Genomic DNA, 21,707 nt, shown 5'->3' on the forward strand with positions numbered 1-21,707 from the left:
GTGAACCTTCGACGCCTTCCTGCCCCCACGAGCGCGCTTCTCGTTGCTGCGCTCACCGCCGTCTCCCTTACCGCCTGCAGCTCCGGCGACGGGGAGCGCGAAACCGTCGTGGTGAAGTCCACGACCTTTGTGAACCCGGACGGGTCCGAGGTCGATCCCGAGGACTTCCCCGAGTGGGCGAAGGAACCCAGCTCTTCGCAGCAGTCCGGCGAGGGCGATTGGAAGAGCGAGTACGAGAACGTCATCGCGCACCCGGACGAGTACGCATTTGACACCGACGCGCTGGTAGAGCCCACGGGCAAGTACAGCTACGCCCTGATCGAAGCAACCGGCGACGGGACGCCCGAGCTGCTGCTGAAGAAGGACTCGCGCGAGTTCGCGCCCGTGTTGGTCTTTCACCTGGATGAGGAGGGCAAGGCCCGCCCCTCGTCGCCGGTGTTGTTGGACGGGGTGCGCTCCGCTGGCGGCAGCCGCGCTGCGGTGTTCGCGTCCGCGTCGCAAAACGGCCTCTACCAGGAGGACCACTACTCCACCCAACCGGATGCGAACTTCCAGCTCTACTCCGTCGACGGCGACACGTTGACCAAGGTTGGTGCCCCAGAGGAAGCCCACATCGATGCCATCCCGGAGAAGTACCAGCAGATCACATGGACCTCGACGACCGATCCGTCGGCGCTGCAGCAGGGGGCACCTGCGGCAGCAGCCCCGGCAGAAGGTGCGCAAGATGAAGCTCCCGCGGATGACATGGTTCTCGGCGAAGGTGAGTTCGTGGGCACCGTCGAGGAGCTCACCATCGAGGAAGCACTGGCCCAAGCTGGCGCTGATGATCCGTCAGCGCCTGAATCCGGCAGCAAGTACTGGGTGCTGCACTTCGATGGCCCACAGGATATCTCGGCAAACAAGGGCGGGTCGCGGGGGCCGGTGACGCAAACTACGGAGTACATGCGTTTGGGGTACTCGGAGATCACCTCCTACGGAAATCATGAGGCCGGTACTGAGTGGGCACAGTACGTGGGCAAGCGCGTGAAAGTTTCGCTCGATCCCAGCACGTTGTCGTGGCCAAGTGACGTGAGCTACCCACTCGGGTCACTCAGGTTCACCTCCGAAGGAGCAGACTACGAGGTCACTGAACTCTAGGCGCGTACGAGTCTCGGAAGCGGGACGTCGATAAGCTCCAAGCCCCAACGGTCACCCGAAATTTACCGGCAGGTCACCCTGCGGAAAGCAAGGCTTTCTAAGTTTTAGGACAGCATTTTGTACTGCCCCCACCAGTTCGTCAGAAAGGCCTCGCCCGTGCGCTTCCGCCGCAACGTCCAACTCCTCGCCACCACCACAGCCGCCGCGCTCGCCGTCTCGCTGGCGCCCGCTGCGCTCGCTGCCGATGACACCGCAGAGTTCACCATCTCCAACATCACCGACTTCCACGGTTATTGGAAGCCCACCGACAAGGTGCCCGGCGCGGCGGCGCTGAAGTGCTCCGTGGACAAGGCCGCCGAGGGCAAGACCCACATCTTCACCTCCGCGGGCGACAACATCGGCGCCTCCCCCTTCGAATCGATGCTACTGGATGACCAGCCGACGCTGGACCTGCTCAATCTCATGGGGCTAAAAGTCTCCGCGATTGGTAACCACGAGTTCGACCACGGCGCATCGGACGTCGAGGAACGCGTGGTCAAGCAGGCCGACTTTGACTACCTGGGCGCGAACGCCCACACCATCGACGGTGTGAAGGACTACACGGTCGAGGAGCTCGACGGCGTGAAGGTCGCCTTCGTGGGTACCGTGACCGACGACATGCCGAACTTGGTCTCCCCCGACAACATCAAGGGCATTACCTGGGATAACCCGGTCGAGACCACCAACGCGCTGGCGAAAAAGCTGAAGGACTCCGGCGAGGCAGACGTTGTCGTCGCGCTCGTGCACGAGGGCAACCTCGGGCCGGACGACTTCAGCAAAGACGTCGACCTCGCGTTCCTCGGCCACACCCACCAGGTCATCGAGCCTGGTCAGACCAGTCCCGTGGTTATCCAGGCCGGCGAGTACGGCAAGCACCTGGCCAACGTCGATCTTTCCTTCGATCGCGCGACCAAGAAGGCGACCGTCAAGCACGCAGAGCTTCTCGACGCCGACGCTATCCGCGCCTGCGACACCCCCGAACCGGAGGTCGACGCCATCATGCAGCAGGCCGAGGAGAAAGCTGGCGCGGAGGGCGAGCGCATCGTGGGCAACGCGGGCACGGATTTCTACCGCGGCGCGAAGGAGGGCAAGGAATCCGGCTCCTCCGTGGGCGTGGAATCCCAACTGAACAACTTCGTCGCGGAGATCACCCGCTGGGGTGTGGACCAGAACTCCGCCATCACCCCCGACATCGGTGTGATGAACGCGGGCGGCGTGCGCTCGGACCTGGAGCAGGGCGACGTGACCTACGCCGAGGCCTTTGCGGTCCAGCCGTTCGGCGGCGAGAACACCTACGTGGAGATCACGGGCAAGGACTTCGTCGACGCGCTCGAGCAGCAGTGGCGCGACGGCGACTCCATGCCGTTCGCCGCGCTCGGTGTGTCCGACAACGTCACCTACACCTACGACCCGGAGGCGCCGCAGGGCTCGCGCATCACCTCGGTCACCGTCGACGGCGCGCCGATCGATCCGGCGAAGAAGTACGTCATCGCCGGCTCCACCTTCATCCTGGGCGGCGGCGACCACTTTGAGGCGTTCACCCGCGGCACCGCACCGGCCAGCCTGGGCTACCTGGACCTCAACGCACTCGTCGAGGCGCTCGGGGCAGGCAAGGCGAAGGCCCCGCGTGGCGGCCAGTCCAACGTCGGCGTGCACCTGGACGCCCCGCTGACCGCGGGCACGCCCGCGACGATCAACCTCTCCTCGCTGCAGTACACACTTGGCGAGACCGCGAAGCAGGTCACCGTGTCGCTCGGTGATGCGACGGCAACCGCAGACATCGACCCGGCCTACGGCCCGGAGGGGATGAACGAAAAGGGCAAGGCGACCGTGGCTCTCGACGTCCCGGCCGACATGTCCGGTACCCAGGAACTGCACGTCACCACCGACGCGGGCACCGACGCGACCGTCCCGGTCGAGGTCGCACCGGCGCGGGACGCCGACGAGCCGGGCACCCCGGCCCCCGCAGGCAGCTCCGCCGCCGACCTCGCCTGGATCCTGCCGGTTGCGCTCGCTGGCCTCGCCGGCCTGGGCAGCCTCATCGCGCTGCTTCTGCCACAGCAGGTCGACCAGGTGCTCGGACCGATTGCCAAGCGTTAAGGCCACTCCGCTCATGACTGCCGGTGATGCACATGGGCCGCGGTAAGCCGCGCGCCGAGAAACGGCACATCACCGGCACCTATTCCATCGACACGGGCACCGCCGCGATCGTGGCGGACCCGTCCCGCGACGGTGGCTACACCCTCGAGGTCAACAACGTCCCGTCTTCCTACGTGGTCCCCGGCGCGCCCGAGGTGCTGGAGTACGACTACATTCGCTGGTTCGCCCAGCTCATCAGCGCGCACGAGGCGGCCGGCAACCTCCCGCGCCCGTTCACCGCCGTGCACCTCGGCGCCGCGGGCTGCACATTCGCATCGTTTCTCCAACAACGCTACCCGGATTCCACCAACGTTGCCGTCGAGCTGGACAGCGCACTCGCCGACCTCGTGCGCTGGGCGTTCGACCCGCCGGTGCAGCTCGCGGTTGCAGAAGCCCGGGCGTTCACGCACGCGCTTGCGCCCGGCTCCGTCGACGTGATCGTCCGCGACGTCTTCGCGGGGCCGGACACGCCCCGCGCGTTGACCACCGTCGAGTTCTTCACCGCCGCGCGGCGCGCCCTGCGCCCTGGTGGCCTATTCATGGCCAACATCGGCGACACGGAGGGGTTGCCGCGCACCCGCGCCGAGCTCGCCGGCCTGGAACTCGTCTTCGGCCACACCGCCGCTCGCTCCGAGGGTCGGGGGTACGGGAATGTGGTCGTGGGGGCGTCGACAAGCAGCATTGCGCTCGACGGGGCCTTGCTTATCGACGCCAACGAGTGCGCCCCACTCCGCGACTGATTACAGTGTTGCGAGTTCCCGAAGCGAAGCGACAGGAGGCCAACGTTGCACCATTTCAGCCCGCTGTTTCAGATGGGGCCTGCGAAGCGCGACCATATTCCCGCGTTCCGCACCGCGCTCGGCGTGGCGATCCCGATGTTTACACTGCTGGCGCTTGGACGACTTGACCTGGCAATTTACGCAAACTTCGGCGCGTTCACCGGCGTGTACGGCCGCCACGCCACCCCGCAGGTGCGGCGCAAGCACCATCTGCTGGCCGGGAGCGCGCTGACCCTGTCGGTGACGATCGGCGCAACAATTGCCTGGGTGGGCCTCAGCCCCTGGATCTTGTTGCTGGTCAGTTCGCTGGTGTCCTCGGTGTGGGCGACGATTGCCCTCGCCGCCGACATGAAGCCGACCGGTTCCGTCTTTGTGATCTTCTCGGTCGCCGCGGTCGGTTCGCTGCGCGACCCGGTGCACCCGCTCATGGCGTTCGGCATCGCGGGCAGCTCGGCGCTGCTCTGCCTGGTGCTCGGCCAGTGTTCCCAGTACATCGGCGAAGGGCCCGGCGGCAACGCGAAGGCCCCCGAGCGCCCGTCGCGCGCCCCCGACGCCGGCCCCGTGCCCCGCAAGCGGCTGCGCGTTGAGGCCGCTCGTTTCTTCTTCTCCCCGCTCCTCGCGGGCGTGATCGGACTGTTCTCGGTGATGCTCATCGACCCCCTCTCGCACTTCTACTGGGCGATGGTGGCCGCGGTCGCGCCGCTGGTGAACTCGCGGTTCAAGGTGCAGTACTTCCGCGCGATAGAGCGCGTGCTGGGCACGCTGTCGGGCATCCTGGTCGCGGGCTTCCTGCTCTCGCACCCGATGCAGGGGTGGCAGATCGTGGTGTGGATCATCGTGCTGCAGTACCTCACTGAGATGTACGTGACCCGCAACTACACCATCGCCGGCAGCTTCATCACCCCAACCGCGCTGCTGATGATCCAGACGGTGCAGGCTGCCCCCGTCGCGCCGATGCTGCTTGCCCGCACGGCTGAGACGATCCTGGGCGCGGCCGCGGCGCTGGTCATCATCGCGATCGGCTACGTACGCAAGTACCCGACCGTGGTGCTCCCTAAAGCTGCAGGTCTTGGCCAACAGTCGGCCGGTAGTACACAGCCCGATCCGCAGTCAGCGCCCTGAGGTGCGGGTTCGTCACCTCGGCGAGCGCCCCGATATACCCGGGCACCATTGACTTTGGCAGGCGCAGCCCCAGCGTCAGGTGCGGTACCCACCGCTCCCCTCGCCCATTAGGGTTCTCTGCGCTGAGCTGTCGGGCGGCGCGCTCGAGCGCCTCCGGCGCCTCGAGTAACCACGCGACCGTCTGCTTGGACTTGGTGCCAAAGACGACGGTGCCCACCCGATCCAGTCTCGCGGGGAGCAGTGGCGGCAGCAGCGCCGCCGCGCTTTCTACCGCGCTCTGGCGCATCCGTGGTGCAAACGTCACTGAGATATGGGGGCGCTGGTGCTGGCGCGGGAATCCCCGCTGCTCCAGCGCGTCAAAGATCCCGCGGACCTGCTCTTCCTCCGTGTCGGGGAGGCGCAACAGGATGTTTTCCGGCGAGCGCGAGGACATTCCAGTCGGTCGTTTCCCGAGTTAGACAAACTCGACCGAATCGAGGAGTTGTTGAAACTCCGGGGCGAGCTCCTGGATCCGGCCCACGTCCGCGGTGAGCGCGAGCATGACCACCCACCGTTGCGCGCCGCCCTGCTCGCGCAAGATGAGGTAGTTCTGCAGCTGGGCGACCTCGCCGCGCGTGCCGTCTTCCGCCGAGGCGGACAGCGTCACCTGCTGCAGGCCCGCATTACCGTCGGGGCTAACCTCCCCCTGCTCCACGCGCGGATTCTGACCAGCCTGCTCGAGCCGAGCGAGGTTGTCCTTCATGACCGCCTGCATATCGGCGTCCTCCGCCAGCGCCGCGGTCAGCCCGCTGATGGTCGGCGGCATGAACACGGGCTGCTCCACCTCGGCCGCTCGGGCGAGGAGGAAGTCCATGTTCGCGGGCGTGGTCGCCTGGACCCAGTTGCTATTCGGAAGGGAGAATTTGTACTTCGTGGCCATGCTGCCCAAGGGTACGGCACGGCCGCGAAGCGCTACGCAGTGCCGGCAGGCGAGCCAAACTCCCGGATGTAGCACAGCATGGCCACGTCCTGGCCCGCCTCAATGTTGGTGTATCCGTGCAGTCCCTGAGGCGGGTGCCAATGCCCTCCCCTCGGAGTCCAGGCCGCACGAAGAACTCATCGAGCGTTGCGATCGGGCCGTCGTAAGACGGGCTCGGGCGACTCCGCAAGCACCACGTACCCGTGGTCCCCAGCGATGAGCTTTGCGACGCTCCCCGCCCCGGTCAACCCCCGTGACGGCAACCCGCGCCCCGCTGCCCAATCGCAACCGTGCTACGCCTGCGCAGCGTTGGTGCCGCTGTCGCCGCCCGGGGCGGTGACGTTCCACGCGACGTTAAAACGGTCGACCACCATGCCGAAGTGCTCGCCCCACGGCGCCTGGGCGAACGGCATGCGCGCCTCGCCGCCGTCTGCAGCGAGGGCGTCGTAAAGCTTCTTTGCCTCCTCGGGCGAGTCCGCTTCGACGGTGAAGCCGTACTCGCTGGCGCTGAGTTGCTCGCGGTCGTGCTCGAGGTCGTCGCCGCCGGAGATGGTGAACGGGCCGCGCAGCAACGCGTGCGCGACCTTGTCACGGGGCGGGTCGAACGGGAACTGCACGCCGTTGTCCAGCTGCTCGCCGTAGGTGAGGATGCGGAGCTCGCCACCGAAGACGGAGTGGTAGAACTCAAGCATCGCGCGAGCGTTGCCGGGGAATGCGATATAGGTGCATGTGTGAATTGCCATGCGGCCAAGCGTAGACGCACAGCGCCGATGTTGCCCGGCGGAGGAGGTTACGGGCGCAGGGGGCGCAGTGCTCGACGGAACGCAACGGTGAGCACGACTACTGCGAGCGCCGCCGCGACAAACTGTGTGGCGGTCCCGCCCAGCGACAACGGCACCCCGTAGTCCTGCAGGCTGGCCGCAGTGTTCCACGCCGCGTGCGCCACGACGGCAATGCCGATGCCGTTGAAATACCAGGCGAGCCAGGCGTAGAGCAGGCCATCGAGGAAGAAGTGTGCGAACGCGAGGGGTTCGCTCCAAGCTGCGGGGTGCACGGCAACGAACAGGAGCGCAGCGGCGATCGCGCCGACGAGCGGGTGCCGCGTCCACGCGGTAAAGGCCTGGAACACAAGCCCGCGGAACAGCATTTCCTCGGCAAGCGCGGCAAGCAGAATCGCCACGAGCTCGAGCGGGAACGTACTGGAAAAGCCTGCAAACGCCTTGTCCCACGACGAGCCGAACGCGTAGACGCTGATCAGTCCCAGCGTGACGGCTATGACGGCAAACGCCAACAGATATGCCGCGACGAGCGTGAGCGGCCGCAGCGCTTTCCCACTCCACAGCACCGAAGCCGCGGAGCGCCGCCCCACCAGTTTGACTGCCACGAGCACCGCAATGATCTCGACGATCACCGTGGCGTAGGTAAACCAGCCGTCGACGTCAGGAGATGAGGTGTCAAGCCCTGCCGCCTCCAGCGAGAGCCCGACGACCACTGTCATCGCGATCACCATGACGATCACGGTGAGCATTTCGGCCAACGGTTTCCACCAGGAGTAGTTCGGTTGCTGTCTTGCGCCGAACGCGAAATCACGCACGCGATCCACTTGAGTTTCCTCTCCTATTCTTTCGGGTTTCATACAGCCGGCACAACGCTACATCCGTGGATCGTCGGTCGCCCGTTGGCCACCGCTCAGGCCGGTGAGAAGAATTGGATTGCACAATGAAAACCAGGGGGTTGACCCAAAGAAAGGTTTGCCTTACTTTAGAAGGAGTGCTTGCAAAGGCGAGCCTTACCTAAAGCAAGAAAGGTCTGCAGTTGAAACTTTTCCAACGCGCCGGAGCACTCCTTGTCTCCGCAGCCACGGTCCTCGGGCTCGCCGCCTGCTCTGGAAGCGACGACAACACCGCCGCGGTGACCGAGACGCAGAACGCCTCCTCGTCCGCCGCACGGAGCGCGGACGCCGTCCACATCACCGACGCCGCCGGGCGCACGCTCGACTTCGAGGCGCGCCCCGAGCGAATCGTGCTCGCCGAGGGCCGCGCGGTGTACGCCACCGCGACCCTGCAGGACAACCCATTCAACAACGTGGTCGCGTACGGCGACGACCTCAACAAGGCGGCCCCGGCCCTGCAGGAAAAGCTGCTCGAGGACTACCCCGAAGCCAAGGATATGCCAATGATCGGCTCCATCCAGAAGGGCGACGTCACCGCTGAGAACCTCCTCGCCCAAAAGCCGGACGTCATCATCATGACGCTCGACCAAAAGAAGGCGAGCGAGGAGAACGGCTTCCTCTCCAACCTCGACGCGCTGGGGATCAAGTACGCGTTCATCGACTTCCGCCAGAAGCCGCTGGAAAATACCACCGTATCGATGACCATGCTGGGCGAGCTCTTGGGCCAGCAGGAGCGCGCGGAGAAGTTCAACGCCTTCTACGACGAGAAGGTGAAGACGATTACAGACCGCGTAGCCAACATCGAGGACCGCCCAGACACGCTGGTGTGGACCGCGGCCGGCTTCCAAGACTGCTGCTCTGTCGCTGGCGACGTCCACCTCGGCACCCTGGTCACGGCCGCGGGCGGCCACAACCTCGGCCCGGAGGTGCTCGGCACGGATTCCACCCAGCTGACTACAGAAAAGCTCGTGGAGATCAACCCCGAGAAGCTCATCGTCACCGGTGGCGAATGGGCAAGCGACCCGTCGAAGTCCGAGTCCTACCACCACGTCGAGCTGGGCTACCAAGCGGACGAACAGACCGCGATCGAGTCCTGCTCCGGCCCGCTGAAGATCCCGGGCATTGACCTGCTTGACGCGCCGAAAAACGGTAATTACTTTGCCGTGTACCACCAGTTCTACGACAACCCCTTCAACGTGTTCGCACTCGAGGCCTTTGCCAAGTGGCTCCACCCGGAGGAGTTCGAGGACATGGACCCGGCCGCAGACTTCGAGCAGTTCCACAAGGACTTCCTCCCCTTCGAATACAGCGGCGCGTTTTTCGCCGACCCCAACAGTGAAACCTCTTAAATGACCACTTCGACAACCCTTCGACAGACCGACCCCAGCGGCGCAGAGCGCGCCGGGGCAGACGCCCCGGCCTCGGCGGAAACCGCCCGGAACGATGCGATTCGTTCGTACCGGAAGCGTGGGCGTCGAAAAGCACTTGCGATCGTGGGCCTGATTATCGCGGCGGCGGTGAGCTTCCTCATCGCCATCATCGTCGGCCCGCTGAACCTGTCGCTTGCCGACGTCTGGAACGCCGTCTTCGACCCGGAAAGCGTCGACGACCAGACGCGGACCGTCATCCGGACGCTGCGGCTGCCCGCGGCCGTGATGGCCGTTCTCGTGGGTGCCGCGCTGGGCCTCGCGGGCGGGCAGATGCAGACCATTCTGGATAACCCGCTGGCCGAGCCGTTCACCCTCGGCATCTCTGCGGCGGCCGCATTCGGCGCCGCGGTGTCGATCGTCATGGGCTGGGCCCTCATCCCCAACCCACAGTTCAACCTGGCGACCATGGCCGCGCTCACCGCACTGATCGCGGCGCTTATTGTCGCAGCGGCGTCCGTGTGGAAGGGCGCGAACGCGCAGTCAATGATCCTGCTCGGCATCGCGCTGTCCTTCCTCTTCCAGGCGCTCCTCTCACTCCTGCAGTACGGCGCGAACACCGAGGCGCTGCAACAGATCGTCTTCTGGACCATGGGCTCGCTGCAGCGCGCCAACTGGACCGCCAACATCATCCTCGCCGCCGTCATCGTCTGCGCGATCCCCTTCTGCATCGTCAACGCGTGGCGGCTCACCGCGCTGCGCCTGGGAGAGGACCGCGCCGCCGCGCTCGGCGTCGACGTGCAGCGCCTGCGCATCACCACCCTCATCGTCGCCTCTGTGCTGGCCGCAGCCTCGGTTGCGTTCACCGGCATCATCGGTTTCATCGGGCTGGTCGGCCCGCACGTCGCCCGCATGCTCGTCGGCGAGGACCAGAAGTTCTTCCTCCCCGCCGCGGCAGCTGCCGGGTCGATGCTGCTCAGCATCGCGTACGCGGTCTCGCTGTCCATCATCCCCGGGGTGGCCATTCCGATCGGCATCATCACCGCGCTCGTCGGCGTCCCGTTCTTCGTCTTCCTGATTTTCACCCGCGCCCAGCGGAAAGGATAACGCCATGACTATTCAGGCTGATGACCTCACCGTCCAGTACGGCCGCAACACCATCATCGACGCCATGAGTTTCGCCCCGCTCGACGGCGGCAAAGTCGTCGGGCTGCTGGGGCCCAACGCTGCCGGCAAGTCCACCCTGGTGAAGACACTCGCCGGCGTAAAGAAAGCCGCCTCCGGCTCCTGCACCGTCACCATCGACGGCCAGGAAGTCAAGGACAAGGACCGCCCGAACCACGTCGGTTACGTCCCCCAAGACCTCCTCTCCGGCGCGTCGCTCACGGCGTTTGAATCCATCATGATCTCCGCCAACCACGGCGGCAGCACAAGCGGTGACCCCGTCGACGCCACCGCGCGCGTCATGCACCGCCTCAACATCTCCCACCTCTCCGACCGCATGATCACCGCGATGTCCGGCGGCCAGCGTCAGCTCGTCGGCATTGCGCAGATGCTCGTGCGCGAACCGAGCATTTTGCTTCTCGACGAGCCCACCTCCGCCCTCGACCTCCGCCACCAAGTGGAAGTCCTGCGACTGATCCGCGAGGAGATCGCCGGTACCAACAAGCTGGCAATTGTGGCAATCCACGACCTCAACCTCGCGGCCCGCTACTGCGACGAGCTCCTCGTCATGAAGGCCGGGCAGCGCGTGACGCAGGGCCCACCCACCGAGGTGCTCACCCCGGACCTGCTCGACGAGGTCTACGGCATCCGCGCCAAGATCCTCAGCGACTCCGGCGTCCCCGTCATCTGCCCCGTCTAGGCGGGTCAGGTCCTTTATTCACCTACTCGCCGCGCTTGATGTTTTCCATCTTCTTGCCGCGCGCGAGCTCGTCGACAAGCAGGTCCATCATGCGAATCTGACGCATGAGCTCGTCCTCAACTTCCTCTACGCGCGCCCCGCACACCTTGCCGGTAATCATGTCGGCATTCGGGGTGAGCGTGAGGTCTGCGAAGAATTCGCGCAGCGACTTTCCCGAATCCGCGGCAGCCTGCAGCTGTTCCGGACTCAGCTGCGTGAACCACCCGAGCACGTCGTCGAGATCCTCGCGGGTGTGCCCCTTCCGCTCCACCTTGGCCACGTAGTTGCCGTAAATGTCGCCGAATGGGTAGGCGAAGACCCGCTCGAGCTTTGCTTGTTCGTTCATGCGCGTTTCCCTCTTGCTCCTCAGTGGGACTGTGAGTCCATGTCCGAGTGTCCCACGCTAGGCGGATGCGGCGAGGTATGACGTGTACTGCTCAACTTGCGCAGTTCGAGCACTCCAACCATTGCGCGATACTCAGCCACTGAATACACTGTATTCAAACTCACCAAGGGGGCAACCATGGCAACGATGACGATCCGGATGGATGACAACGATGCGGAGCTCGTGCGCAAGTACGCACGCTTCGAAGGCGTCACTCTTTCCGACTTCGCCCGCACTGCGATCTTGGAGAAAATCGAAGACGCGCACGATGTACAGGAGCTTCGCGACGCTCTCGCTCACGACACCGGTGAGCGGTACAGCCTTGATGACATCCTGGCCGACCTCGATCAGTAGCGCTCCCGATGACCACACCGTCCGGCCACTACAAAGTCGAATTCACGGCCCGCGCACGCAAGCAACTCAAAAAGATGGACCGCTTTGATGCACGGCTCATCGCCACCTGGATCAAAGACAACTTGGAAGGCTGCACCGACCCACGAGCATTCGGGAAAGGGCTCTCCGCGAATCACACCGGAGAGTGGCGCTATCGCGTCGGCGCGTACCGAATCCTCGCCCTCATCAACGAAGGCACAATCACAATCGAGGTGCTTTCAATAGGCCATCGCCGCGAGATCTACCGCGATTAATCGTGCGCACGGTAGGCTCTCCATTCTTCATCGACCCCAGCGCAAACGTAGGGTGGGTGACATGAACGACCTGACTATCGCCCCCGGCCCGGGGATCCCCGGTGGCGCGGTCATCGCTGCCGCCGATCTAACGGAGCGGTTTGCAAAATCATCGGGGCCGGGCGGCCAGGGCGTCAACACCACCGACAGCAAGGTCCAGCTTTCCCTCGACATTGCTGCGTGCGCATCGCTTACCGACGCCCAACGTCACCGCATCTTGCGCAACCTCGAACACCGCCTTGACGGCACCGTGCTTACCGTGAGCGCGTCGACGCAACGATCGCAGATTCGTAACCGCGCTGAGGCACGTCGCCGCCTGGCTGCGCTCTTGCGCGAGGCGCTCGCCCCGCCGCCTCCCCCGCGTCGCACAACGAAGCCGACCCGGGGCTCAGTAAGGCGCCGCAAAGAAGCGAAGAAGAGGCGCTCGGAGCTGAAATCCACTCGCAAGCGACCCCAGATTCCCTAGGTCGGGTCTACGCCGAGGCAGCTTGGACCGGCTGAATCCGCTCGATCTCGGCAAGGGCCTTGTCCTCCGCCACCTCAATCTCATACTGGTTCTGCAGATTCATCCAGAACATAGGCTCGACGCCAAAGAACTTTCCGAGCCGGAGCGCGGTGTCAGCCGTAATTCCACGTTTCCCGTGCACAATCTCGTTGATACGACGAGGGGGAACCCCAATAGACACGGCAAGTTTGTGCTGAGTGATTCCAAATCCTTCAATGAAATCCTCAAGCAGAATCTCTCCAGGATGAATCGGCGGGTAAAGCTTGTTCGACATGGCATTCCTTAGTGGTAGTCCTCGATGGTCACTTGTTCGGGCCCCGCACTCGTCCACCGAAAAGTAATTCTCCACTGGTCGTTCACTCGAATACTGAACGTCCCCTTCCTATCGCCTTTTAGAGCTTCTAGGCGATTCCCCGGAGGTACGCGAAGGGAGTCCAGGGAAACTGCAGCATCGAGTTGGTGGAGCTTCTTGTTCGCCGATTTGTGGATCCGAGTATCCAGTTTCGGAACCTGCTCACGTAAAAACACGAGTTCCGTTTCTCGGTTCCCGAATGACTGGATCATGCTTCACCCTATCCCCCCATAACGCAAAGCGTCAATAACGCTAAACGTTAAATTTAAACTCCACGGTATGTCGTTGCAAAGTTACCCCCTCTCGTTAACATCAAAAGGAGTGTTATCCAATGAAAGCGTTCGGCTTCTTAAGCTTCGGGCATTACGCCTTCGGCAGCTAGTGCGGGCCATCTGCGGAAAAGATCGCCAAGACTCGTCTGGAGATCACCCAGGCTGCGGACGAAATCGGCGTGAACAACGCGTCCTTCCGAGTCCACCACTTCGCGCTGCAGACCTCCGCCCCCGATGCCGCTGCTGTGTGCTATCGCGGCCACCACCAAAATCATCGAGGTGGGCACCGGCGGCATCGACATGCGCTAGCGCATATCGGGGTTGTAGCGTTTGAGTCATTGACTCCCGCCGTCTACAAGTACCTACACACTTGATCGGTGCTGCACGTTTCAGGATCCGGGTGCGCGGCGTCCTGGCTAAGGTCCGCGATAGTGTCGCGCAGCACGGAGAGCTGCGCGATCTGCTGCTCGATCTCAGCGAGGCGCACGTCAAGCAGGTCGCGCACGTGCTCGCAGGGCGCATGGCCGCCGTCGCGGATGTCGAGGATCTGGCGGATCTGGGCGAGAGTGAGGCCCGCGGCCTGGCCGCGGTGGATGAAGTCGATCCGAGCGACCGTCTCGGGCGCGTAGTCGCGGTATCCGGACGGCGTGCGCTCGGTCGGGGGCAGAAGGCCCTGTTCCTCGTAGAAGCGAAGGGTCTTCGCGGTAGTGCCCGCCCTCTCGGCGAGTTCTCCGATCCACATTACTGTCTCCCTCCGTGGCAGCGCTTGACCTTCCCCTGCACTGGAAGGTCCAGTATGGCTGAGACAGAGCAGAAAGCCAAGAGTTGACAGGAGCAGCGATGCCTACGAAGTACGATCTCGCCATCATCGGATCGGGAGGCGGCGCGTTCGCCGCTGCGATCCGCGCCAGCACGCTCGGGAAGTCGGTGGTGATGATCGAGCGTGGGACGCTCGGCGGCACCTGCGTGAACACGGGCTGCGTCCCGTCGAAGGCGCTCATTGCCGCGGCCGGCGCGCGGCACGTCGCGGTCGACGCCGCAACCCGGTTCCCCGGGATCGCGACGACGGCGGATCCCGTCGACATGCCCGCGCTGATCGCTGGGAAGCAAGCGTTGGTGGAGTCGCTGCGCGGCGAGAAGTACGCCGACGTCGCCGACTCCTACGGCTGGCAGGTCCTCCGCGGCGACGCCTCGTTCGTGGGCACCCCTGATGCGCCGGTTCTCGATGTTGCCGGATCCGACGGAAGCGTCGAGACCATCGAGGCCCACCACTACCTGGTCGCGACTGGTTCTCGCCCGTGGGCACCGCCGATCGACGGCCTGGAGGAGACCGGATACCTGACCTCGACCACGGCGATGGAGCTGACGGAGGTCCCCGAGTCGCTGCTGGTGCTCGGCGGCGGCTACGTCGCCCTGGAGCAGGCGCAGCTGTTCGCCCGCCTCGGCTCGCAGGTCACGCTGCTCGTGCGGTCCCGGCTCGCCTCGAAGGAGGAGCCGGAGGTGTCGAAGGCGCTCCAGGAGGTGTTCGCCGACGAGGGCATCCGCGTCGTCAGCCGCGCAGTGCCCACCCGGGTCTCCCGCGGCACGGGAGGCGAGGCCGTCGTGACCGCCGCCTTGTCCGGCGGCTCGCAGGAGTTCCGCGCCGACCAGGTCCTGGTCGCCCTCGGACGCCGTCCCGTCACCGATGGCCTGAACCTCGATGCGGTCGGGGTGAATACCGGAGACTCCGGCGAGGTGGTCGTCTCCGACCGGCTGCAGTCCTCGAACCCGCGGGTCTGGGCCGCGGGCGACGTGACCGGGCACCCCGAGTTCGTCTACGTCGCCGCCCACCACGGCACCCTCGTCGCCGAGAACGCGTTCGCCGACGCCGACCGGTCCGTCGACTACGCCCGCCTGCCGCGGGTGACGTTCACCGGGCCCGCGATCGGCGCGGTCGGGATGACCGAGAAGGACGTCCTCGCCGCGGGGATCCGCTGCGACTGCCGCGTCCTGCCCCTGCACCACGTGCCCCGCGCCTTGGTGAACCGCGACACCCGCGGGTTCATCAAGATCGTCGTGAACGCCGAGACGAACGAGATCCTCGGCCTGACCGCCGTCGCCAAAGACGCCGGGGAGCTCGCCGCCGCAGGCGTCCACGTGCTCGGCAGGACCGTCGCCGAGGTCGCCAACGCCTGGGCCCCCTACCTGACCATGGCCGAGGGCATCCGGATCGCCGCGAAGGCCTTCACCACCGACCCGTCGCTGCTGTCGTGCTGCGTATGAACGGCAACGCAGGCAATCGGGGAGATCTCATCCTGAAGCAGACGATGAGCGCCGATCAGGACCGCGACGAATGGCGCGCCGGTCCCGTCGTCGCTGCAGTGACCGGGCTGCTCTTGCTGGCATGCTGCGCGCTTCCGTCGCTGCTCTGCTGCGGCCTGCCGTTCATCGCGGCGGGCGGAGCACTCGCAGCCGTCGGTGGGCTCCTCGGTAATCCCTGGATCATCGGTGCCGGGACCGCCGTCGTGATGGCCGTCATGGCAGGGATGCTCGTCAGGCTACGGCGGCGGCACCGGCGCCGCAGGTCTGGCTGCTGCGAAAATCCTTCGACCGCTGATCGGAACCGGTAGTTCGAGCGGATCCAGCGATCACTGCCACCTGCGGAGGCCGCTAAAATCGAAGCCCGACGGGAGAAGGAGGAGCAAAAAGCGTTCGAATCAACCGGTAACGAGGATAATACTGAGGCTGGATCCCGGCCGTCGCGACGCGGTCTCCGCTTCCGCCGAGACGAGAAAGGGTTGTGGGCACCTAGGCTGGGCGGCATGAACGACATGACCATAGCGCCCGGCCCGGGGATCCCCGACGGTGCGGTCATCGCCGCCGATCTCGCGGAGCGTTTCGCGAAATCGTCGACTCCGGGCGGCCAGGGCGTCAACACGACGGACGGCAAAGTCCAGCTTTCCATCGATGTCGCCGAATGCGCATCGCTTACCGACGCCCAGCGTCACCGTATCTCGCGCAACCTCGAGCACCGCCTAGACGGCTCCGTCTTTACCGTGACTGCGTCGACTCAGCGGTCTGTGTTTCGCTAGTGGTCCTCTCGCTTGCACCTGCGACACAGCCTCGTGCCCCCGGGCCGTAGCGTTCGGGGGAGCACAATAGCCCCAGTCCTCATCACGTCCCGGGATCAAAGAGTTCATCGCAGAGGTTAAGCACTACACGTTGAACTTGAACTCGACGGAGTGGCGAAAGAAGGCTACCTCACTCAGTTGTAAGCGATTCGAGAAACCTGAAAAGTGTGCCGCAAGGCGTTTTCTGCTCGGAAAGGCAACCTCCGCAGGCTAGATCGCTCCCCGTCACGAAGAGCTGGCACCGCCGAAGTTGCCCTCACGCCAGATTCGGACTCATTCTCACAGTCAGTCGCGGAACGAAAACCAACTGAGCACGGTCCTGGCTGCAGCTAGAACTGTTGGTGCCGAAACTAAATACCATCTTCTAACCGCTGGCGAAGCACGACTTCTTCTTCATCGCTGAGCCCGGCAAGTCTTTCACCGTGTTGTTCCTCTTCGAATCGCAGCGCATCCGCCAATGTTTCTTTCAACGGGCGAATCCGCAGGCCCGCTTCGTAGGCTGCGGTGCAATCGAGTAGCGCGATGTTGCGAAACTGTTCACCTGGTACCCACAACGGCAACGATTTTGGGCCCATCCACGGGGTTACATCATTAGCGAGAAGCAGTTCATCAGAGCAAGGTCGCTCCGTAGACTCCGATGCGGTTAACTCCCGCGAAATCTTGAACACATCGGACAAGGAAGTAGCAAACCCCGTAGCATTAAAGGTTCCGAAAGTCCCGACTTCTGCGGACTCAACTATCCAGCCTGCAAGGTCTTTCACATCGATCATAGCGACGGGAAACGCCGGGTCTGGGACGATCACGTTCTCACCCGTGGGATGCGCGAAGCGCCACGGATAGTAACCACTGCGCCCTGTTTCGTCGCCGTAGCCGGCGATCAGACCGGGTCGAACTACCATTACCGACCGATTTGTGCTTCGATAAGTCGTTTCGCAAGCAGACTTTGCGGCTGGGTACTGCCCCATGTTCTCCATGTAGTCAATTTCAAGCGGAGCGACTACAGAATCAGACTCGGAAGAAATACTTCCCTGATCCTCATATACGCTGCTCGAAGACACAAATATACGATGCTTGGCCTGGAGTTTCGCCGCCGCATCCCGCGCATGCTTCGGCTGACTCGTCAGATCCACAATGGTGTCCCAAGTTTTCCCCGCAACCTCATCGTACGCACCGTCACGGTCACGGTCTGAACTCACAAATTCGGTTCCGTTGGGAACCTTCCCGTTACCCCGCGCGAGGCAAGTAACTTGATGTCCTCGCTCGACTGCTGCAAACGCAATGTGCCCTCCAAGGAAACCGGTACCACCGAGCAACAAAAAGTTCATGTCCCTAGTTGTACACGAAACCTTCTCACACGTGACCAGTCCTAATCCCAGCGCATCCAAGCTGGAATAAGATGTCAGAGCAGGATTACCCCACCATCTGCCAGAGCTTCTTATTCGGCTAACCTACACATTGAACTTAAATTCCACGGTATGTAGTTGCAAAGTAACTTTCTCGAGAACCTCGCCACCCACGTCGCTCCCGCGTTGGGTGGCAGCCGAACCACAAAGGATCAGTCATCTGCTATCCCATCGACTAATTCTTGCAGGTCGCAGGACCTTCGCGTAACTGTCAGTTCAGCACACTTTGAATAGTTCAGCACACGATGTATTGTTCAGCACATGCTGACTATTGCTTCACGCCTCGACGTCATGAACCGGCTCGGCCGGGCCATGGCGGATCCGACGCGTTCCAGAATCCTGATGACACTACTCGACGGCCCGAGCTACCCGGCCGTACTTTCGCGCGACCTGGGCCTGACCCGCTCAAACGTCTCGAACCACCTGACCTGCCTGCGTGACTGCGGCATCGTCGTTGCCGAGCCGGAGGGCCGCAAGACACGCTACGAAATCGCCGATCCGCACCTCGCGGCAGCGCTCAACGCGCTGGTGAACGCGACGTTGGCTGTCGACGAAAACGCCCCGTGCATCGACCCTGAGTGCTCGGTGCCCGGCTGCGGCGAGAAGGGAGAGGACGCATGAGCTCGGCGTGTGGATGCGAACACGAACCCGCCACGGAGATCGAAGAACTCGATCGGCCATGGTGGAAGGACCCCGAGTTGCTACTGCCGATCTTCTCCGGCGTAGCCCTCTGCGTAGGCCTGGCGCTGGGCTGGTCCGGGCTAGCGACACCCGCGACAGTACTGTTCTGGGTCGGCCTGCTGCTAGGGGCGTATACGTTCGCGCCCGACGCGATCCGAAACCTTGTCACGAAGCGCAAGCTCGGCATTGGTTTGCTGATGACCATCAGCGCGGTCGGCGCGGTAATCCTCGGTTACGTCGGAGAGGCCGCGGCGCTAGCGTTCCTGTACTCGATCGCCGAGGCGCTGGAAGACAAGGCGATGGACCGGGCGCAGGGCGGACTGCGGGCACTGTTGAAGTTGGTACCGCAGACCGCGACGGTGCTGCGCGACGGCACGTCGGTCGAGGTCGCAGCGAAGGACCTCGCGGCTGGCGAGCTTATGCTCGTGCGCCCCGGAGAGCGGATCGCCACGGACGGCATCATTCGGTCTGGGCGCTCCAGCCTTGACACCTCAGCGATCACCGGAGAATCCATTCCGGAGGAGGTTGCGCCCGGCGACGAGGTGCCCGCGGGAGCGATCAACTCCGCCGGTGTGCTGGAAGTCCAGACGACCGCAGCTGGAACGGACAACTCGCTGACCACACTCGTGGACCTGGTCGAGCAGGCGCAGGCGGAAAAGGGCGACCGCGCCCGGATCGCCGACCGGATTGCCCAACCCCTAGTGCCCGGGGTGATGATCCTGGCGGTGCTAGTCGGCGTGATCGGCTCGCTGCTGGGCGACCCCGAGACGTGGATCACCCGTGCGTTGGTGGTTCTGGTCGCAGCGTCGCCGTGCGCGCTGGCAATCTCCGTGCCGCTGACGGTCGTGGCCGCGATCGGCGCGGCCAGCCAGTTCGGCGTGGTCATCAAGTCTGGCGCGGCGTTCGAGCGGCTCGGCGGCATCCGTCACCTGGCGGTGGACAAGACCGGAACCCTCACCCGCAACCAGCCCGAGGTTACCGGCGTGGTCCCGGCAGACAGGTTTGATCGGGCGCAGGTGCTTACTTTCGCGGCGGCAGTTGAGCAGCAATCGACGCACCCCCTCGCCGCGGCGATCGCGGCAGCGGGGCCCGAAGCGCCCGCCGCCCAGGACATCAGCGAGGAAGCCGGGCACGGCATCAGCGGCACCGTCGAAGGCCGACGGGTGCTGGTGGGCAGCCCCCGGTGGATCGACGCCGGGCCACTGAAGGCAGACGTTGAGCGCATGGAGTCCGAAGGCCAGACCTGCGTCCTAGTCACCGTCGATGACGCTCTCGCCGGAGCGATCGGTGTCCGCGACGAGCTGCGTCCCGAGGTTCCCGAAGCCGTGCAGACCCTGCGCGCCAACGATGTGGAAGTGAGCATGCTCACCGGCGACAACACTCGCACCGCCCGGGCGCTGGCTGAAATCGCCGGAATCGACGACGTGCGCGCCGAGCTGCGCCCTGAGGACAAGGCAAGCATCGTCGCCGAATTTTCCTCCAAGACGCCGACGGCGATGATCGGCGACGGCATCAACGACGCGCCGGCACTGGCGGGCGCGACGGTGGGCATTGCGATGGGAGCAACCGGCTCTGACGCCGCGATCGAGTCCGCTGACGTCGCCTTCACTGGCCACGACCTCCGGCTGATCCCGCAGGCGCTGCAGCACGCCCGCCGAGGCAGCAGGATCATCAACCAGAACATCGTGCTGTCTCTGGCCATCATCATCGTGTTGATGCCACTGGCGATCAGCGGTGTGCTGGGCCTGGCCGCCGTCGTGTTGGTTCACGAAGTCGCTGAAGTCATCGTGATCTTGAACGGCCTGCGGGCTGCACGAGCGAAACGCTGAGGCTGTGACCGGCAAGTCTTATAAGAGTTAAACCACGCGCCGAGCGCACACACGTTGGACCAGGCGAGTCATTCGAGTTCACCACCTGGTCCTTCTCGATGCGTGCAGGCACGGGAACTGTGGGTGAACCTAATAGTTCAACGGCCCGATACCGCTTGCAGATTCTACACACGAGGTAGCGGAATGGACCGAGGCCGAACGAAAACCGGAGTTAGAGACAGCGCTCTTCAACCTCCCCCCAATAACGCGAAACGTCATTAACGCTCCGCGTTACACATTAAATTTGAATTCAACGACGTCGCCGTCGACCATGACGTAATCCTTGCCCTCCTGGCGCACCTTGCCGTGGGCACGTGCCTCTGCCATGGAACCAAGCTCATCCAGGTCCTCGAAGGCGACGATCTCGGCCTTGATGAAGCCCTTCTCAAAGTCAGAGTGGATCACGCCGGCCGCCTGCGGGGCGGTGTCGCCCTTGTGGATGGTCCAGGCGCGCGCCTCCTTCGGGCCGGCGGTCAGGTAGGTCTGCAGGCCCAGGGTGTCAAAGCCGGCCTTCGCCAGCGTCTGCAGGCCCGGCTCGTCCTGGCCGACGGCGGCGAGGAGTTCGGACGCGTCTTCGTCGTCAAGCTCCAAAAGCTCGGTCTCTGTCTGGGCGTCGAGGAAGACTGCGTCGGCGGGGGCAACGACGTCGCGCAGCTCCTGCTTACGGGCGTTGTCGGTCAGCACGTCTTCGTCGGAGTTGAACACGTAGAGGAACGGCTTGGCCGTCATCAGGTGGAGGTGGTGCAGCAGGGAGAGGTCAATATCGCCGGTCTTGGAGGCGGCGAACAGCGTGCGGTCGCTTTCGAGCACGGCCTGGGCCTTCTTCGTCTCCTCGGCCTGCGCGGCGATGTCCTTGTCCTTGCGGCCGTCCTTTTCCAGGCGCGGCAGGGCCTTCTCAATGGTTTGCAGGTCAGCGAGGATCAGCTCGGTGTTGATCACGGCAATGTCGCTCGCGGGGTCGATCTTGCCGTCGACGTGGATCACGTTGTCGTCGCTAAACGCCCTGACCACCTGGCAGATCGCGTCCGCCTCGCGGATGTTGGCCAAGAAGGCGTTGCCCATCCCCTCGCCCTCGGAGGCACCCTTCACAATGCCGGCGATGTCCACGAAGGACACGGTCGCGGGCAGGATCCGCTCAGATTCAAAGATCTCGGCCAGGCGGTCCAGGCGCGGGTCCGGCAGCTCCACCAGACCCACGTTGGGCTCGATGGTGGCAAACGGGTAGTTGGCAGCAAGCACCTCGTTGCGCGTCAGGGCGTTGAAGAGGGTTGACTTACCAACGTTGGGCAGTCCGACGATTCCAAGTGTAAGGCTCACGTCGGCCTATCC

Annotated in this window: 24 protein-coding genes and 2 pseudogenes; 16 read left to right on the plus strand and 10 right to left on the minus strand. The window is 64.2% G+C overall.

Translation table 11 applies throughout. From position 1 onward, the window contains the following. From EAW56_RS01850 to EAW56_RS01865, 4 genes are all read left to right on the plus strand, one after another. Positions 1–1,137 carry a PQQ-binding-like beta-propeller repeat protein gene (locus tag EAW56_RS01850; RefSeq protein ID WP_095537030.1) on the plus strand — a complete coding sequence of 379 codons (1,137 nt, stop codon included), beginning with the start codon at positions 1–3 and terminating at the stop codon, positions 1,135–1,137. 156 nt (positions 1,138–1,293) lie between these two features. Continuing rightward, positions 1,294–3,276: a bifunctional metallophosphatase/5'-nucleotidase gene (locus EAW56_RS01855; RefSeq protein ID WP_122084816.1), complete on the plus strand. Its 1,983-nt coding sequence runs from the start codon at positions 1,294–1,296 to the stop codon at positions 3,274–3,276. Between the two features lie 32 nt (positions 3,277–3,308). Next, complete coding sequence (locus EAW56_RS01860) at positions 3,309–4,055, plus strand: spermidine synthase (protein ID WP_165765364.1); 747 nt, start codon at positions 3,309–3,311, stop codon at positions 4,053–4,055. 45 nt (positions 4,056–4,100) lie between these two features. Next, the gene (locus EAW56_RS01865; protein WP_133064706.1) at positions 4,101–5,216 is read left to right on the plus strand and encodes an FUSC family protein; all 1,116 of its coding nucleotides are present in this window, start codon (positions 4,101–4,103) and stop codon (positions 5,214–5,216) included. Here EAW56_RS01865 and EAW56_RS01870 read toward each other — a convergent pair. The 4 genes from EAW56_RS01870 to EAW56_RS01885 all read right to left on the minus strand — a co-directional run bounded on the left by EAW56_RS01870 (position 5,149) and on the right by EAW56_RS01885 (position 7,702). Then, on the minus strand, positions 5,149–5,649 hold the full coding sequence (locus EAW56_RS01870) for a 2'-5' RNA ligase (protein WP_095278911.1): 501 nt from the start codon (positions 5,647–5,649) through the stop codon (positions 5,149–5,151). The two genes, EAW56_RS01865 and EAW56_RS01870, sit on opposite strands and share 68 nt — an antisense overlap. Before the next feature lie 21 nt (positions 5,650–5,670). Then, entirely contained in the window at positions 5,671–6,135 is a 465-nt protein-coding gene (locus EAW56_RS01875) for a hypothetical protein (RefSeq protein WP_095535150.1), read from the minus strand. Between the two features lie 332 nt (positions 6,136–6,467). After that, positions 6,468–6,917, minus strand: a complete 450-nt coding sequence (locus tag EAW56_RS01880; protein WP_095535151.1) for a VOC family protein — start codon at positions 6,915–6,917, stop codon at positions 6,468–6,470. A 47-nt stretch (positions 6,918–6,964) separates the two neighbouring features. Beyond that, positions 6,965–7,702: a CPBP family intramembrane glutamic endopeptidase gene (locus tag EAW56_RS01885; RefSeq protein ID WP_165765721.1), complete on the minus strand. Its 738-nt coding sequence runs from the start codon at positions 7,700–7,702 to the stop codon at positions 6,965–6,967. Positions 7,703–7,989: 287 nt separating this feature from the next. Between EAW56_RS01885 and EAW56_RS01890 the strand changes: the two genes are divergently transcribed. The 3 genes from EAW56_RS01890 to EAW56_RS01900 are packed head-to-tail and all read left to right on the plus strand — an operon-like array spanning position 7,990 to position 11,077. Next, complete coding sequence (locus EAW56_RS01890; protein ID WP_095535153.1) at positions 7,990–9,195, plus strand: ABC transporter substrate-binding protein; 1,206 nt, start codon at positions 7,990–7,992, stop codon at positions 9,193–9,195. Then, positions 9,196–10,320 carry a FecCD family ABC transporter permease gene (locus EAW56_RS01895; protein ID WP_095278916.1) on the plus strand — a complete coding sequence of 375 codons (1,125 nt, stop codon included), beginning with the start codon at positions 9,196–9,198 and terminating at the stop codon, positions 10,318–10,320. It begins immediately after the preceding gene. 4 nt (positions 10,321–10,324) lie between these two features. After that, positions 10,325–11,077: an ABC transporter ATP-binding protein gene (locus tag EAW56_RS01900; RefSeq protein WP_095278917.1), complete on the plus strand. Its 753-nt coding sequence runs from the start codon at positions 10,325–10,327 to the stop codon at positions 11,075–11,077. Between the two features lie 22 nt (positions 11,078–11,099). On the opposite strand, the gene EAW56_RS01905 is transcribed toward EAW56_RS01900, so the two are convergent. Then, on the minus strand, positions 11,100–11,462 hold the full coding sequence (locus tag EAW56_RS01905) for a DUF2200 family protein (RefSeq protein WP_122084818.1): 363 nt from the start codon (positions 11,460–11,462) through the stop codon (positions 11,100–11,102). Positions 11,463–11,639: 177 nt separating this feature from the next. On the opposite strand from EAW56_RS01905, the gene relB reads away from it, so the two are divergent. From relB to arfB, 3 genes are all read left to right on the plus strand, one after another. Next, entirely contained in the window at positions 11,640–11,855 is a 216-nt protein-coding gene (relB, locus tag EAW56_RS01910) for a type II toxin-antitoxin system RelB family antitoxin (protein ID WP_095535155.1), read from the plus strand. An 8-nt stretch (positions 11,856–11,863) separates the two neighbouring features. Next, a complete protein-coding gene (locus EAW56_RS01915; RefSeq protein ID WP_095545698.1) occupies positions 11,864–12,148 on the plus strand; it encodes a type II toxin-antitoxin system RelE family toxin in 285 nt (94 codons plus the stop codon). Between the two features lie 61 nt (positions 12,149–12,209). Continuing rightward, the gene (gene arfB / locus EAW56_RS01920; RefSeq protein WP_122084820.1) at positions 12,210–12,653 is read left to right on the plus strand and encodes an alternative ribosome rescue aminoacyl-tRNA hydrolase ArfB; all 444 of its coding nucleotides are present in this window, start codon (positions 12,210–12,212) and stop codon (positions 12,651–12,653) included. A 7-nt stretch (positions 12,654–12,660) separates the two neighbouring features. On the opposite strand, the gene EAW56_RS01925 is transcribed toward arfB, so the two are convergent. Both EAW56_RS01925 and EAW56_RS01930 read right to left on the minus strand, forming a co-directional pair. Further along, entirely contained in the window at positions 12,661–12,966 is a 306-nt protein-coding gene (locus EAW56_RS01925) for a HigA family addiction module antitoxin (protein ID WP_122084822.1), read from the minus strand. 8 nt (positions 12,967–12,974) lie between these two features. Then, entirely contained in the window at positions 12,975–13,256 is a 282-nt protein-coding gene (locus EAW56_RS01930; protein WP_122084824.1) for a type II toxin-antitoxin system RelE/ParE family toxin, read from the minus strand. Between the two features lie 119 nt (positions 13,257–13,375). On the opposite strand from EAW56_RS01930, the pseudogene EAW56_RS12955 reads away from it, so the two are divergent. Further along, positions 13,376–13,622 (plus strand): annotated as a pseudogene (locus tag EAW56_RS12955) (LLM class flavin-dependent oxidoreductase); the annotation flags it as partial. A gap of 46 nt (positions 13,623–13,668) precedes the next feature. Here EAW56_RS12955 and EAW56_RS01940 read toward each other — a convergent pair. Continuing rightward, positions 13,669–14,058, minus strand: a complete 390-nt coding sequence (locus EAW56_RS01940) for a heavy metal-responsive transcriptional regulator (RefSeq protein ID WP_005290994.1) — start codon at positions 14,056–14,058, stop codon at positions 13,669–13,671. A 98-nt stretch (positions 14,059–14,156) separates the two neighbouring features. On the opposite strand from EAW56_RS01940, the gene merA reads away from it, so the two are divergent. The 3 genes and pseudogenes from merA (at position 14,157) to EAW56_RS01955 (ending at position 16,507) form a co-directional block, all read left to right on the plus strand. Continuing rightward, complete coding sequence (gene merA, locus EAW56_RS01945; protein ID WP_122084825.1) at positions 14,157–15,578, plus strand: mercury(II) reductase; 1,422 nt, start codon at positions 14,157–14,159, stop codon at positions 15,576–15,578. After that, positions 15,575–15,925 carry a hypothetical protein gene (locus EAW56_RS01950; RefSeq protein ID WP_122084917.1) on the plus strand — a complete coding sequence of 117 codons (351 nt, stop codon included), beginning with the start codon at positions 15,575–15,577 and terminating at the stop codon, positions 15,923–15,925. Before merA ends, EAW56_RS01950 begins: the two co-directional genes overlap by 4 nt. Before the next feature lie 192 nt (positions 15,926–16,117). Further along, positions 16,118–16,507, plus strand: a pseudogene (locus EAW56_RS01955) (peptide chain release factor I). Positions 16,508–16,776: 269 nt separating this feature from the next. Here EAW56_RS01955 and EAW56_RS01960 read toward each other — a convergent pair. Continuing rightward, positions 16,777–17,751 (minus strand): NAD-dependent epimerase/dehydratase family protein, encoded by a 975-nt coding sequence (locus EAW56_RS01960; protein WP_005291014.1) that lies wholly within the window; start codon positions 17,749–17,751, stop codon positions 16,777–16,779. A 339-nt stretch (positions 17,752–18,090) separates the two neighbouring features. On the opposite strand from EAW56_RS01960, the gene cmtR reads away from it, so the two are divergent. Together cmtR and EAW56_RS01970 are read left to right on the plus strand one after the other, a co-directional pair. Next, positions 18,091–18,450 carry a Cd(II)/Pb(II)-sensing metalloregulatory transcriptional regulator CmtR gene (gene cmtR / locus EAW56_RS01965; protein ID WP_005291009.1) on the plus strand — a complete coding sequence of 120 codons (360 nt, stop codon included), beginning with the start codon at positions 18,091–18,093 and terminating at the stop codon, positions 18,448–18,450. Then, on the plus strand, positions 18,447–20,339 hold the full coding sequence (locus EAW56_RS01970) for a heavy metal translocating P-type ATPase (protein WP_005291011.1): 1,893 nt from the start codon (positions 18,447–18,449) through the stop codon (positions 20,337–20,339). Before cmtR ends, EAW56_RS01970 begins: the two co-directional genes overlap by 4 nt. A 270-nt stretch (positions 20,340–20,609) precedes the next feature. Here the strand turns inward: EAW56_RS01970 and ychF are convergent, their stop codons facing one another. Beyond that, positions 20,610–21,695 (minus strand): redox-regulated ATPase YchF, encoded by a 1,086-nt coding sequence (gene ychF / locus EAW56_RS01975; RefSeq protein WP_122084827.1) that lies wholly within the window; start codon positions 21,693–21,695, stop codon positions 20,610–20,612. Between the last annotated feature and the right edge of the window lie 12 nt (positions 21,696–21,707).

The sequence above is a fragment of the Corynebacterium gottingense genome, from assembly GCF_003693265.1.
Lineage (GTDB): Bacteria > Actinomycetota > Actinomycetes > Mycobacteriales > Mycobacteriaceae > Corynebacterium > Corynebacterium gottingense.